General features: G+C 71.1%; 12 protein-coding genes. 5 read left to right on the forward strand and 7 right to left on the reverse strand.

Annotated features, from left to right (window positions below):
- Positions 1 to 20 precede the first annotated feature (20 nt).
- Positions 21 to 614 carry a 3'-5' exonuclease gene (locus tag CRP51_RS20640; protein WP_097232774.1) on the forward strand — a complete coding sequence of 198 codons (594 nt, stop codon included), beginning with the start codon at positions 21 to 23 and terminating at the stop codon, positions 612 to 614.
- An 11-nt stretch (positions 615 to 625) separates the two neighbouring features.
- On the opposite strand, the gene CRP51_RS20645 is transcribed toward CRP51_RS20640, so the two are convergent.
- The 3 genes from CRP51_RS20645 to CRP51_RS20655 all read right to left on the reverse strand — a co-directional run bounded on the left by CRP51_RS20645 (position 626) and on the right by CRP51_RS20655 (position 4,232).
- Positions 626 to 1,477, reverse strand: a complete 852-nt coding sequence (locus CRP51_RS20645; protein WP_097232775.1) for a GntR family transcriptional regulator — start codon at positions 1,475 to 1,477, stop codon at positions 626 to 628.
- A 161-nt stretch (positions 1,478 to 1,638) separates the two neighbouring features.
- The gene (locus CRP51_RS20650; protein WP_107500852.1) at positions 1,639 to 2,604 is read right to left on the reverse strand and encodes a glycoside hydrolase family 16 protein; all 966 of its coding nucleotides are present in this window, start codon (positions 2,602 to 2,604) and stop codon (positions 1,639 to 1,641) included.
- Positions 2,605 to 2,675: 71 nt separating this feature from the next.
- Positions 2,676 to 4,232: a beta-N-acetylhexosaminidase gene (locus CRP51_RS20655; RefSeq protein WP_245880709.1), complete on the reverse strand. Its 1,557-nt coding sequence runs from the start codon at positions 4,230 to 4,232 to the stop codon at positions 2,676 to 2,678.
- 361 nt (positions 4,233 to 4,593) lie between these two features.
- Here CRP51_RS20655 and CRP51_RS20660 point away from each other — a divergent pair, with 361 nt between their 5' ends.
- The 4 genes from CRP51_RS20660 (at position 4,594) to CRP51_RS20675 (ending at position 9,462) form a co-directional block, all read left to right on the forward strand.
- Positions 4,594 to 5,847 carry an extracellular solute-binding protein gene (locus CRP51_RS20660; RefSeq protein ID WP_245880710.1) on the forward strand — a complete coding sequence of 418 codons (1,254 nt, stop codon included), beginning with the start codon at positions 4,594 to 4,596 and terminating at the stop codon, positions 5,845 to 5,847.
- A 235-nt stretch (positions 5,848 to 6,082) separates the two neighbouring features.
- Complete coding sequence (locus tag CRP51_RS20665; protein WP_097232777.1) at positions 6,083 to 7,069, forward strand: carbohydrate ABC transporter permease; 987 nt, start codon at positions 6,083 to 6,085, stop codon at positions 7,067 to 7,069.
- Complete coding sequence (locus CRP51_RS20670) at positions 7,066 to 7,950, forward strand: carbohydrate ABC transporter permease (RefSeq protein WP_245880711.1); 885 nt, start codon at positions 7,066 to 7,068, stop codon at positions 7,948 to 7,950. Before CRP51_RS20665 ends, CRP51_RS20670 begins: the two co-directional genes overlap by 4 nt.
- Before the next feature lie 45 nt (positions 7,951 to 7,995).
- Positions 7,996 to 9,462 carry a twin-arginine translocation signal domain-containing protein gene (locus CRP51_RS20675; RefSeq protein ID WP_097232778.1) on the forward strand — a complete coding sequence of 489 codons (1,467 nt, stop codon included), beginning with the start codon at positions 7,996 to 7,998 and terminating at the stop codon, positions 9,460 to 9,462.
- 231 nt (positions 9,463 to 9,693) lie between these two features.
- On the opposite strand, the gene CRP51_RS20680 is transcribed toward CRP51_RS20675, so the two are convergent.
- Genes CRP51_RS20680 through CRP51_RS20695 form a run of 4 tightly spaced genes read right to left on the reverse strand, consistent with a single transcriptional unit; the run spans position 9,694 to position 13,216 of the window.
- Positions 9,694 to 10,467: an ABC transporter ATP-binding protein gene (locus tag CRP51_RS20680; protein WP_212615948.1), complete on the reverse strand. Its 774-nt coding sequence runs from the start codon at positions 10,465 to 10,467 to the stop codon at positions 9,694 to 9,696.
- Positions 10,457 to 11,212 carry an ABC transporter ATP-binding protein gene (locus CRP51_RS20685; RefSeq protein WP_097232780.1) on the reverse strand — a complete coding sequence of 252 codons (756 nt, stop codon included), beginning with the start codon at positions 11,210 to 11,212 and terminating at the stop codon, positions 10,457 to 10,459. Before CRP51_RS20685 ends, CRP51_RS20680 begins: the two co-directional genes overlap by 11 nt.
- Positions 11,209 to 12,348 (reverse strand): branched-chain amino acid ABC transporter permease, encoded by a 1,140-nt coding sequence (locus CRP51_RS20690; protein ID WP_212615951.1) that lies wholly within the window; start codon positions 12,346 to 12,348, stop codon positions 11,209 to 11,211. The genes CRP51_RS20685 and CRP51_RS20690 overlap by 4 nt, the downstream gene beginning before the upstream one ends.
- On the reverse strand, positions 12,332 to 13,216 hold the full coding sequence (locus tag CRP51_RS20695; protein WP_097232782.1) for a branched-chain amino acid ABC transporter permease: 885 nt from the start codon (positions 13,214 to 13,216) through the stop codon (positions 12,332 to 12,334). Before CRP51_RS20695 ends, CRP51_RS20690 begins: the two co-directional genes overlap by 17 nt.
- Position 13,217: the final 1 nt, after the last annotated feature.

Genomic DNA, 13,217 nt, shown 5'->3' on the forward strand with positions numbered 1-13,217 from the left:
GCGGTGGAGGAGCAAGCGCGATGGCGTCCCTTGTCGTCTATGACCTGGAGTTCACGACCTGGGAGGGCGCGGTGGAGGGCGACTGGTCAGCGCCGGGACAGCTGCGCGAGATCGTCCAGATCGGCGCCGTGCGGCTCGACGAGGCACTGGCCGTTCAGGGCGAGTTCGAGGTACTGGTCAAGCCAGTGGTCAACCCCCGGCTGTCGTCGTACTTCGTCGAACTGACCGGGGTCCGCCAGGAGGACGTGGACCGCGACGGGGTGCCGCCGGCCGACGCGCTCGGCCGGTTCCTCGGGTTCTGCCGGGGCGAGACGGCGCTCTCCTACGGCAACGACATGGTGGTCCTCGGCGAGAACGCCGGCTGGGCGCGGGCCCGGGGGGAGGCGCTCGACCACGGGCTTCTGACCACGCCCTTCCTCAACATCCGACCGTGGCTCAACGCCCTGGCGCCGGCGACGGCGACGGCCAACTCGGGGCGCCTGTGGAAGGTCCTCGGTCTGCCGCGCCCCACGGACGGCGCGGAGCACTCCGCCCTCTTCGACGCCCGCTCGGTGGCGGCGGCGCTGCGTCACCTCCGCGCGAACGGCCATGCCCTGCCGGCGGGTTGCCGCTAGCGAGCGTCCGCTCAGTCCGCCCGGTGGATGTCCCCGCTGGTGGCGGAGAGCACGGGGCGGACGGCGGCGGGGGCGCCTGGCGGGATGCCCGGGTGGTGGCCGTCGGCGGGCGAGGGCGCGGTGGGGGACGCGGGCAGGTCGTGCAGGGAGAGGCGCGAGACGATGCGGTACCGGTCGCCCCGGTAGAGGGAGTGGCAGTACTCGACGGTGCGGCCGGCGGTGTCGGTGGTCACCCGCCCGAAGAGCAGCGCCGGGGAGAACGGCGGCACGTCGAGCAGCCCGGCCTCGGCCTCGCTGACCACGGTCGGCTCGATGGACTGGGTGGCCTCGCCGACCTGGAGGCCGTGGCGCTCCCGCAGGTGGTCGTAGAGGTCGCCGGCGGCCAGGTCGTTCTCCACGAGCCCGGGTACCAGGGCGACCGGCAGATGCAGGTACTCGATCGCCATGGGCACGGACTCGACCAGGCGGAGCCTGGCCACGGCGAAGACGCGCTCCGCCGGGGACCTGCGCAGCTTGCGGCCGACCCGGGGGCCGGCCGCCTGGACGGTGAACTGGAGGACCCGGCTCGACCAGGTGCCGGAGGCGAGGGGGACGGCGAGGGAGTCTCCCGTCCCCGGGACGAGTTCCTGGGTGATCTTCCCCGGGGCGATGAACATGCCTCTGCCGTGTTCCCTGACCAGTTGCCCCGTGGCCACCAGCTCGTCGACGACGAGCCGCAGGGTGGGGCGGGAGACCTCAAGTCGGGCGCAGAGCAGGCGTTCTGAGGGGATGGGGTCGCCGGGGCGGCGCTCCTCGATGAGTTCGAGCAGATGCTCGCGGACCCTGTCCCGCTTGAGCACCGCCCCGTGTGAACGCCTGGTCATGCCCCACTCCCCCGCACTCGGCTGGCGCCGGTCTCGGCTGCTATCGCTCACCAGAATATGACCCGTTGTAACCGTCGGCGCCGGGCGTTCGCCCAGCGCCGACAAATCGATCACCGTGAGTCACGAACGGGCGGGGGCATTCACCGGCCGCCACACACCGTTCAGGGGGCCGTCACCGTGTCGGTGAACGCGGTGCCCTGGTCCCGGTGGGCCGTCACCCGTTCGTTGACCTCGTCGGGGCTGAGCACCGTGTCGGCCGCGTGGTACACGTAGTCGACCTGCTGGTCGTAGGAGCGCGGTGTGGTGTCGGTCTGGCCGAGCAGGTCGATGAACCACTGGTTGAAGTTGATCGACATCGGTCGCTCGGGCAGATAGGGCTCCCCGTGCTCCGCGAAGAGCCGACCGTCTACGTAGTAGCGAATGCTGGTCTCGTCGATGGTAAAGACCAGGTCGTGCCAGCCGGCGAAACTGGTCTGCTCCTTCGTGTGGGTGTTGACCGCCTCCCAGGGATCGGGCCGGTAGGTGTCCCAGGAAGTGGTAAAGAGCGTGTGGTCGGTCTCGCCCCAACCGCCGTTGGGCAGGTACTCGAAGTCGTACTCCGAGTAGTCGGGGTCCATCGGGGCCCGCAGGTCGTTGATGGAGAAGAACGTCTGCACCAGCCGGTCGCCGTCGGGGCCCGAGCGGGGCTCGTCGGAGAAGCGGACCCGGGCCGCGTAGGTGCCCTGCTCGAACTTGACCGCCGAGGTGAACACCTCGGTCTGCTCGGTGCCTTCGGGCGTTCCGTCCGTTCCGGACTCCAGGTTGAGCACGGTCCCGCCCTCGCCCGGCGCGAAGGTGACGTTCTCGGCCAGCCAGCCCGCCCCCGGGACGCCGGGACCCCCGCCGCCGGTGCGGACGACCCAGCCGTGCTGGGAGAGCGCGGGGTCGTCGTGGGCGGAGTAGCTGAAGTCGTCGAAGAGCTCCTGCGCCGGGGGCTCCACGGCGCGCGGCGCGGCGGTGTCCTCGGCTTCCGGCTCGCCCGCCTGGGAGGTGCCGGCGACGCCGAGGCCGGCGAGCAGCGCGAGTCCGGCGCCGAGGGCGGCGCAGCGCCTGGGCGTGAGGGTGCGGGTGCGGGTGCGGTGAGGCATGGGGGTTCTCCTTCGCGGAGTGCGCTCGGGGATCTCGGGTGGGGGTGGCAGCGGCCCCTCGGTGCCGGTGGTCAGCCCAGAGGGCTGTCCTGGGGCGCCGGGGGGCGGTGCGGGGTTCGGTGGTTCACGCCCAGCTTGTCCAGTCGCTCGCCGTGCTTTACCAGTCGTTCGGTGAGGGAACGGGGCCCGCGCGCGGGGGCGGCGCCCGGCGCGCTCCAGGCCGCCTCGGCGAGCGCGGCCAGTCGGGGGAAGGCCAGGTACTCCACGTCCGCGGGGGTGGGGGCGAACTCGGTCCACAGCTGGGCCTGGGTGCCGAGCACCGCCTCGGCGTGCGGGAGCCGGGCGGGTGCCGGGTCGAAGCCGGCGACGGCGTCCAGGGTCACCACCCCGTCCTGGCCCAGCGGTTCGCCCGGGTCGGCGGAGCGCGGGTAGTCCAGATAGGTACGGTCCCAGGGGGTGGCGACGACCCGGTGACCACGGCGGGCGGCGAGCGCGGTGTGCTCCCCGGCGCGCCACGACATGGTCAGCGTCTCGGGCGGCAGCGCCGCCTCCTCCCCCTCGTCCCAGCTGACCGGAGTGCGGCCGTTCTCCCGCAGGAACTCCGCCATCCGCCGCAGGAACCAGCCGCGCAGCGCGGCGGGGCCCGAAAGGCCTTCGGCGCGGACCCTGGCCAGCGCGGCCGGGCTGCTCTCCCACTCGACGGTGGGGCACTCGTCGCCGCCGATGTGCACGTGCTCGGCGGGGAAGACGTCCATCACCTCGGCCAGCACCTCGCGGCACAGCTCAAGCGCCGCGTCGGAGACGCCGAGCACGTTCCGGCAGACGCCCCACTCCGTCCAGACCGGGAGGCGTCGGGTCGGGTCGTTGCCGAGGTGCGGGTAGGCGGCGAGCAACGCCCGTGTGTGGCCGGGGAGTTCGATCTCGGGGACGACGGTCACACCGCGCGAGGCCGCGTGCTTTACCAGTTCGGTGAGCTCGCCTCTGGTGTAGTGACCACCGTGCGGAACGCCGTCGAAGCGGCCACTGCCGGCGCGGCCGACCATCGACTCCGCCCGCCAGCCGCCGACCTCGGTGAGCGCCGGGTGGCCCGCGACGGGCATCCGCCAGCCCTGGTCGTCGGTGAGATGGAGGTGGAACACGTTCAGCTTGTGGAGCGCCAGCAGGTCGACGAACCGTTTGAGGAACGACAGGGGCTGGAAGTGGCGGGCGACGTCCAGCATGGCACCGCGCCAGGGGAACCGCGGCCGGTCGGTGATCTCCACGCGGGGAAGTCGCCAGACGACGTCGCGCGCCGGGCTCGCGCCGAGCGCCGCGGGGGGCAGCAGTTGCAGCAGGGTGGCGGCGCCGTTGCGCAGGCCGGCGAGGGTGCCGGCGCGCAGCAGCACGGCCTCGGAACCGACGGTCAGCCCGTAGCCCTCGGGGCCGAGGCCGGTCAGCGCGGGATCGATGACCAGTGACAGCTTCCCGTCGGCGCGCGCCGGCAGCGACAGGCCGGTGCTCGGGGCGAGGGTGGCGCGCAGCAGTGCGGCGACCGGTTCCGTGCCGGGTGTCAGCCGCAGCGCGGTGTCGGCGGTCAGGTGGAAGTGGCCGGTGCGTTCGAGAAGGTGGTGGGGCAGCGGGATGAGCACGGATGCCTCCGAGGGGCGGGCGGCCCGGGGTCCACGGGTGGGGAGACGTGTGTCTGCTTCACCAACTGGTAAGCAAAAAGCCGAAGCTGGTAAAGCAAAGTGGCAGCCCCGGCGGAACGATGTCAAGGGTGGCGGGGGCACGGAACTCGCCGGCCCCCGGGGGACGGCCGTCGGTCGCCGAGGGTGACAAACCTCCATGCCGCAGGGGTAGTTCGCGGCGTCACCCGGCCGAACCGGGAATTCCCCGCAGCCTTGACGACCCCAAAGGTCTATGCCATTTTCGACGCTTACCACGCCCCACAGCCAAGCCAACTGGTCAATCACGCCTGTCTCCTTCGCCCTCCCCCACCCGAGGTGACCCGTGAAGTTCCGTCCTCTGGCCTGTGCCACCGTCCTGACCAGCGTCATGGCCCTGACAGCCTGCGGGGGCTCCTCGGGCGACGGCGACGGTCCCGTGACCCTGGACGTCTGGCTGATGCGCGACAGCGTCAGCCAGGAGTTCCAGGAGGAGTTCGTCACCGCCTTCGAGGAGGCGCACCAGGACATCGACGTCAACGTGCAGATCCAGGACTGGAACGGCATAGGCGAACGCGTCACCGCCGCCCTGGCCAGCAACGACGCCCCCGATGTCATCGAGGTGGGCAACACCCAGGTCGCCCAGTACGCGGCCAGCGGCGGGGTCACCGACCTCACCGACCGGGTCGGGGAGCTGGGCGGCGAGGACTGGTTGCCGGGGCTGGCCGAGCCGGGCGCGGTGGAGGACCGTCAGTACGGGATCCCCTACTACGCGGCCAACCGAGTGGTCATCTACCGCACCGACCTCTTCGAGGCCGCCGGCATCGACCCGGCCGAACTCACCACGCGCGACGCCTGGTTGTCCGCCACCGAGCAGTTGAACGAACCCGAGGGCCAGCAGGGGATCTATCTGCCGGGACAGAACTGGTATGCGCTGTCCGGGTTCATCTGGGACGAGGGCGGCGAACTCGCCGTGGAGACCGGCGACGGCTGGGAGGGGGCGCTGCACACCCCCGAGGCCCTGGCCGGCATGGAGTTCTACGAGCGGCTCCAGGCACTGGGGCAGGGCCCGCGCGACTCCGACGAGGCCGAACCCCCGCAGGTCGAGGTCTTCGCCGGGAACGAGGTGGCCCAGATCATCGCCGTGCCAGGCGGCGCGAAACTGATCGCGGAACGCAACCCCGAACTGGAGGGGAGGATCGGCTTCTTCCCGATCCCCGGCAAGACCGCCGACACCCCGGGCGCCGTCTTCACCGGCGGCTCCGACCTGATCATCCCGGCCGCCTCCCACGACCCCGAGGCCGCCTTCACCTTCGTCGAGGAACTGACCGGGGAGCACTGGCAGCAGGAGCTGTCGCGCGCCATGAGCTATGTGCCCAACAAGACGACGCTGGTCGACCAGGTCGCCGACGACCCGGGCGTGGCCGCGATGGCGGTCGGCGCCGCCAACGGCCGGGCCACGCCCAACACGCCCGCGTGGGCGGCGGTCGAGGCGGAGAACCCGATCAAGGAGTATCTGACGGCGGTGCTCACCGGCTCCGATCCGGCCGACGCCGCGCGCGACGCCTCCGAGATCATCACCAGGGCGCTCAATCCGTAACGCGCGCCCCTCGCCCCACGCACGCGCCCGGCACTTCGGCGCACCCGCCCCCCGCGTTCCGTCCCCCACACCACTCCGCGCGCCCCACTCCACGCGCACCGAGCCACGCGCCTTAAGCCACGCCCCACGTCCCGTTCCCCGAGCGGGTCCCCTCCGGGTGGGCCCGTGCCCGGCCCACCGCCGGACCGGTCGTCCCCCACCGGTCGGCGCCCCGGGCGGAGTCGAAGGGAGTCCCATGCAGGCCACCGGCCGGCGCCCACGGCGCGCCACGCCGTCCGCGACCGTTCCCGAGCCCCCACCGAGCCGGGGCACGCCCCACCCCGGAGGCCGCCCGCGCGGCTCGGGCTGGTGGCCCTACCTGCTGATCGCGCCCACGGTGCTGGGCGCGGCGGCGCTGCTGCTGGTTCCGTTGCTGCGCGGCGTGCTGATCTCGCTCCAGGACTTCCGACTACGCGAACTGATCAACGGTGACGCGCGGTTCGTCGGGCTGGACAACTACACGGAGCTGCTGGGGGACCCCCGCTTCTGGGAGGTGGTCCGTCGCACCTTCCTCTTCATGGCGATCAACGTGGTGCTGATCATGGTGCTCTCCACGCTGGTCGCGCTGCTGGTCGAACGGTTGGGGCGGTTCGGCAGGACGATGGTGCTGAGCGGTCTGGTGCTGGGCTGGGGGATGCCGGTGATCGCGGCGACCACGGTCTTCCAGTGGATGTTCCACTCGGAGTACGGAGTGGTCAACTGGTCACTAACCAGTCTGGGCTTCGACTCGTTCGACCGCTATCCCTGGTTTGCCAACGGCCCCGCGGCCTTTGCCATCGTGGTCTTTCTGGTGGTCTGGCAGTCGATCCCGTTCGCCGCCATCACCCTCTACGCCGGACTGACCACTGTGCCCAGGGAGTTGCACGAGGCCGCCCGGCTCGACGGCGCCGGCGCCTGGCAGGCGTTCCGCACCATCACCTACCCGATGCTGCGGCCGATCTTCCTGCTGGTGCTCTGCCTGGAGGTGATCTGGACCTTCCGGGCGTTCGTCCAGATCTGGGTGATCACCCAGGGCGGCCCCGGCGACGCCACCACGATCCTGCCCGTCTACGCCGTGCAGACCGCGCTCTCCCAGCAACGCTACGACCTGGGCTCGGCCGCCTCGATGATCACGGTGCTGCTGATGTCGACCGTCCTGGTCGTCTACTTCCGCCAGCTCTACCGGCAGGAGGCCGAGCTGTGACCCCCGTCGTGTCGTCGTCCTCCCCCGCCGGGGCCCGGCCGCGGCCTCCCCGCCGCCGGCCGCGCCGCCACCCGCTGCGCTCGGCGCTGGCCGTCGGGGTCTTCGTCTTCTGCGTCTTCCCCGTCTACTGGATGTTCTCGACCGCCTTCAAACCGGCGACGGACATCCAGACAGACACACCCCAACTGATTCCGCTCGACTGGACATTGGAACACTTCCGGACCGCGATCAGCAGTGACGGCTTCTGGCTGTTCTGGCGCAACAGTCTGATGCTCACCGTCGGCGCCGTACTGCTCTCCCTCGTCGTGGCGCTCGGTGCGGCCTTCGCCGTGGCCAGGATGCGCTGGCGCGGCCGGCGCGCGTTCCTGCTGATCGTCTTCGCCGCGCAGATGGCGCCGTGGGAGTCGCTGATCATCCCGATCTACATCATGTACCGGGACGCCGACCTGCTGGACCGGCTGCCCGCGTTGACGTTGGTCTACTTCATGATCACGCTGCCCTTCACCATCGTGGTGCTGCGCAACTTCCTGGCCACCGTGCCGGAGGAGCTGGAGGAGGCGGCCCAGGTCGACGGCTGCACCCGCCCGCAGGCGTTCCGGCGGGTGGTCTTCCCGCTGCTGGCCCCCGGGCTGATGGCGACCTCCCTCTTCGGGTTCATCACGGCATGGAACGAGTTCGCCTACGCCAACTTCCTGATCATCAAGGACCAGGACAGTCGCACCCTGCCCGTCTGGCTCACCTCCTTCCAAAACACCTTCGGCACCGACTGGGGCGCCACGATGGCGGCCTCCACCCTCTTCGCCGTGCCGGCCCTCCTCATCTTCCTGTTGCTGCAACGCCAGGTGACCTCGGGCTTCGCCTCGGGAGCCGTCAAGGCGTGAACGCGCGGGCCCGCGCCGCACCGCCCTCCGGACCAAAGGAGCGCCATGACCGCCGATCTCCCCTCCCACCGTCCGCCCCGCCTCTCCCGACGCGGTCTCCTCGGCGCCTCGGCGGCCCTCGGCGCCGCCGCCGCCTTCGGACCGTCCTCCCCCGCGGCCGCCGCGCACCCCGCACGCGCCGCGCGTCCCCCACGCACCCCACGCGCCGCCGCCGAGGTGGTGCCCGTCGACTGGGCCGGACTCGGCGACTACGCCGCGACCGACCCGGCCGGCGGCCGCACGGTCACGGTCCTCGCCGGCAGCGCGCGCTACCTCATCGGCCCCTGGTACGCCGGGACCTACCGCACCTACCTCCCCGACGGCTACATCGACCTGCGCGGCACCGACGAGCGCGCCATCCGGCTGCCCGCCATGGCGGCGGTGGCCGCGACCACCGCCCTGACCACCGGGGTCTACGACCCCCGCGACCTGTCGGCCGCCAACGCCACGATCCGCACCCGCAACCTGATCCGCACCCTCGCCGCCCGCCACCTGGCCAACAACGAGGACGAGAAGACCCGTTGGGGCGGCGGCTGGCAGACCGCGCTGTGGGCGTACTACACCGCCCTGGCCGGCTGGCTGTTCTGGGACGAACTGGATGCCACAGAACGCGGCCATGTCGTCGCCATGACGGTCTGGGAGGCCGACAGGTTGACCACTGGTAATGACCTGTACCTGGTCGGGACCAGTGGTCATCAGCTCTACGAGCGGCGACGCGACGGCACGGTGGTCACCCCGGGCGACAGCAAGGCCGAGGAGAACAGTTGGAGCGCCGCCGTGCTCTCCCTCGCCGAGGTAATGCTCCCCGACCACCCGCACGCCGCCGCCTGGCAGCGCCGCAACATCGAGCTGCTGGTCTCCGCCGCCGCCTGCCCAGCCGACCTGACCAGCAACGAGACGGTCAACGGCATCGAGCTGTCCCGTTGGCTGCGCGGTACCAACATCGCCGACGACGGCACCCTCGACAACCACGACCGGCTGCACCCGCTCTACATGGTCTCCTTCGACCAGAGCCTCTACCAGGGCTTCGTCTACGGCCTCGCCGACCGTGGCGCGCCCCTGGCCGCCCTGCACCACATCCCCCGGGTCTACTCGGCGCTGGTCGACCTGCCGTTCCCCGCCGAGGACGGCTCCACCACGACGATCTACCAGCCGGGTTCCGGCGAGATCCACTACCCCGAGGGCAACGACTGGGGAACCCACTTCCCCTTCTACTTCGGCAACTTCGACCTGCTGGTCTCCCTCACCGGCCAGGACACCGGCATCGCACCGCCCGCCGCCGAGTGGGAGCGGCTGCACAACGAGGAACAGTTGCGGCTGATGGACCGCTTCACGGACGGCCGCACCTACGGCGAGTCCGGCGAGAACACGTACTACGGCCGCGAACACCGCATCGGCGCGATGGCCGGGCAGGCGTTCCTCACGCTGTATGTGGCCCGCAACGACCGGGAGAACCGGCTGCGTTTCGTCTGAACGACCGGGGTCGGCACTTTGCCGGACGGCGCGGCCGGTCCGCGCGGCCGGTCCGCGCGGCCGGTCCGCGCGACCATCGATGTCGGCCGTCGTCACCGGCCGGCCGCACCCGTGCCCCCGACGACGCCGTCGCGCCGCCCCCGCCCCGCCCGCGCGCACTCCGAGGGGGAACGGCGCCCCCGGGCCTGGCGGCTGCCCGGGGGCGCTGTCCCCTGCGGAAACGGGGGTGGTTCAGGCCGTCGACCTGGGCCGGCCTCCCAGATACAGCTCGGAGAGGCGCTGGTCGGCGAGGAGTTCGGCGGCCGGGCCCGAGATGTGGACGCGGCCGAGGTCGAGGACGCAGCCGAGGTCGGCGGTCTCCAGCGCGCGCCGCGCGTTCTGCTCCACGAGCAGCACGGCCGTGCCCGCGTCCCGCATCCGGGTGATCTGCTGGAAGACCGTCGCCGTGGTCTTGGGGTCGAGCCCCATCGACGGCTCGTCGAGCAGCACCACCTTGGGGTCGATCATCAGCGAACGGGCGAACTCCACCTGCTTCTGCTGCCCGCCGGACAGCAGCCCGGCGAGTTGCTTCCACCGCTCCCCCACGATCGGGAAGAGCTCCTGGACGAACGCCACCCGCTCCGCGATCCGGGCCCGGTCGCGCAGCGTGTACGCGCCGAGCAGCACGTTCTCCTCGACCGTCATCTCGCGGAAGACGCTGTGCCCCTGGAGCACGTGGGCGAGCCCGGAGCGCAGCATCTGCTGCGGTCCCTGGCCCGTGACGTCCGAGCCGTCGACCACCACACGCCCCTCGCGCGGGCGCAGCAGTCCGCTGGCGACCTTGAGCACGGTGGACTTGCCGGCGCCGTTCGGGCCGACCAGGCAGACCACGGTGCGCGGCGGCACCTTGACGGAGAGCCCCCGCAGCACCATGGCGGCCCGGCCGTAGCCGGCGTACACGTCGTCGAGCACCAGCAGCGGGCGTTCGGCCGGCCGCGTGGTCCCGTCCTTCTCCTCAGACGCCAAGGTAGGCCTCCAGCACTCGCGGGTCCTCCTGCACCACCGAGGGCGGCCCCTCGGCGATGGGCCGGCCCCGGTCGAAGACGACCACATGGTCGGAGAGGCTCATCACCATCTCCATGTTGTGCTCGACGATCAGGAACGTCTTGCCCTCGGCGTTCAACTCCCTGACCAGCGAGCCGATCCGGCCGATCAACGACGGATTGACGCCGCCCGCCGGCTCGTCGAGCATGATCGTGTCGGGGTCGGACATCAGCACCCCCGCCAGTTCCAGCAGCTTCTGCTGTCCGTAGGAGATGGCGCCGGCCTCGGCGTTCTCCAGGTGGTCCAGGCCGACGCGCACCAGCAGCCCCCGTGCGCGCTCGATCGCCTCGGCCTCGCGGGCGGGCGCCAGCAGTTGGCGCAGCCCGGTGGCGCGGACCGCCACCAGCAGATTCTCCAGCAGGGTCATCCGGGGGAAGATCCGGCACAGCTGGAAGCTGCGGCCGATGCCACCGCGTGCGATCCGGTGCGGCGGGCGGCCGGTGATCTCCTTCCCCCGCAAAAGGACAGAACCGGAGTCCGGTTTGATCATCCCGGTCACGCAGTTGAAGAAAGTGGTCTTGCCGGAACCGTTCGGCCCGATCAACGCGTTGATCCGACCGTCGCGGAAGGCGACCGTGGCCTCGTCGACCGCCCGCACCCCGCCGAAGGACTTGGTCAGGCGCACGGTCTCCAGACCGGTGGCCGGCTTCTTCGCCGCCTCGCTCATGGCGTTTCCCCGCTTCCGTCGCTCGGCTTCCCGCCGCCCCGGCCGGCCGCCGCGCCCTCGCGCTCGGCCGCCGCCCTGTTCCGCTCCAGCAGCTCCTCGGCGGTGATCTCCCGGATCGAGGTGTCCTGCGGGCCGAAGCGGCGCAGCAGCGCGCCGGCCGCCGGGATGACCCCGTCCGGCATGAAGAGCACCACGATGCCCAGCAGGATCGCCGTGAAGACCAGGTGGAGCTGGGTGTCACCGAACTCCAGCTTGAAGTACTCCAGCGCCGACCCGACCACCACGGCCCCGACCAGCGGGCCGAACAGGTGCCGCACGCCGCCGAGCAGCGCCATCAGCACCATGTAGGCGCCCAGCAGGATCGAGAACTGGAAGATCGGGTCCAGGTCGCCGAACCACAGCGCGTACATCCCGCCGGCGAGCGCGGTGAAGGTCGCCGAGATCAGGTAGGCCGCCAGCTTGTAGTCGCGGGTCGGCACGCCCAGCGCCTCGGCCTTGTCCTCGTCCTCCCGCACCGCCTTCAGCCCGGCGCCGAAGCGTGAACGGTCGATGACCCACCAGGTGAGCAGCATGACCGCGAGCAACGCCACGAACAGGTAGAAGAAGATGCGGTGGTGGTCGGGACGGTAGAGGTCGGCGAACGGGCGCGGCACGTTCAGCCCGTTGGCGCCGCCGGTGAAGGCCTCCCACGCCTGGGAGACCAGCAGCAGGATCAGCACGAACGAGATGGACACGATCACGAAGGACGCGCCCCGCACCCGCAGGGCGGCGATGCCGACCGGGATGGTGATGACGAGCACGATCAGCCCGGACAGCAGCCAGGCCAGGAACGGCTGGAGCGAGAGGTCGCGGATCAGGATCCCCGTGCCGTAGGCGCCCATGCCGAAGAAGGCGGCGTGGCCCAGTGAGACATAGCCGGTGAACCCGCCCATGAAGCTCCAGGCGGTGGCCGTGCAGGCGTAGGAGGCGACGATCACACCGGCCGACAGCACATAGGCGTTCGGCACCAGCTCGGGGAAGAGCAGGACCAGCGCGACCCCCACGGCGAGCGCGGCGGGGCGCACCCATCCGGGCATCGTGAAGCCGCCTCCGGTCGACCGGGCGACTCTCTCCTCGGTGTCAGAAGCGTTGGGCAAGGCGACCTCCGAAGAAACCCTGGGGGCGGAGCATCAGCGTCAGGAACAGGGCCACATAGAACAGGGTCTGTGCCCAGGTGGTTCCCAGTTCGACCTGCAGAAGGCTCTGGCCGACGCCGAGGACCAACGCGGCGATCGCCGTGCCCGGGATCGAGCCCAGGCCGCCGACCACGATGATCGCCATCAGCGGGCCGATCCAACTCCAGTGCAAAGAGGGGTAGATGGTGGCGTCCAGGGACAGCGCGGTGCCGCCGATGGCCGCCGTGGCCAGGCCGATGCCGAAGCCGATCCCGGCGACCCAGTCGGTCCTGATGCCGACCAGCTGGGCGGCCTCCCGGTGCTGGATGGTGGCACGCAGCGCCAGCCCGAACCTGGTCTTCTTCATCAGCAGGAAGAGCAGCGCCAGGGAGAGCACGGCGAGCCCGAAGGCGATCAGCTTGACGACCGCGATCCTGGCTCCGAAGAACTCGAAGTTGTCGCCGGAGTAGGACAGTTGCACGCGGCGCTGGGTGCCGGACCAGAAGAGGCCGAGCAGCCCCTCGATCAGCAGCGCGATCGCGAAGGTCAGCAGCACCGACATCATCGTCAGCGTCGCGGGCCGCAGCCGGGTGATCAGCACCCGTTGGATCAGCACGCCGATGACGAAGAACAGCGGCACGGTCAGGACCATCGAGAAGAGCGGGTCGAGGCCCGTCTCCCGGTGGAACCACCAGGCCAGGTAGGCGGCCAGGATCACGAACGCGGCGTGGGCGATCATCACCACCCGCATCACGCCGAAGTAGAGCGTCAGCCCGGCCGCGAGGATGGCGTAGAGCCCGCCGAGCAGCACGCCCAGCACCAGACTCTGGAAGAGAAGTGTTCCGTCCATG

Source organism: Streptomyces zhaozhouensis, assembly GCF_900230195.1.
Lineage (GTDB): Bacteria > Actinomycetota > Actinomycetes > Streptomycetales > Streptomycetaceae > Streptomyces > Streptomyces zhaozhouensis.

Coding starts and splice junctions, on each gene's coding strand:
- CRP51_RS20675 (WP_097232778.1), top strand. CDS start 7,996: ATGACCGCCGATCTCCCCTCCCACCGTCCGCCCCGCCTCTCCCGACGC.
- CRP51_RS20665 (WP_097232777.1), top strand. CDS start 6,083: ATGCAGGCCACCGGCCGGCGCCCACGGCGCGCCACGCCGTCCGCGACC.
- CRP51_RS20650 (WP_107500852.1), bottom strand. CDS start 2,604: ATGCCTCACCGCACCCGCACCCGCACCCTCACGCCCAGGCGCTGCGCC.
- CRP51_RS20685 (WP_097232780.1), bottom strand. CDS start 11,212: ATGAGCGAGGCGGCGAAGAAGCCGGCCACCGGTCTGGAGACCGTGCGC.
- CRP51_RS20640 (WP_097232774.1), top strand. CDS start 21: ATGGCGTCCCTTGTCGTCTATGACCTGGAGTTCACGACCTGGGAGGGC.
- CRP51_RS20695 (WP_097232782.1), bottom strand. CDS start 13,216: ATGGACGGAACACTTCTCTTCCAGAGTCTGGTGCTGGGCGTGCTGCTC.
- CRP51_RS20645 (WP_097232775.1), bottom strand. CDS start 1,477: ATGACCAGGCGTTCACACGGGGCGGTGCTCAAGCGGGACAGGGTCCGC.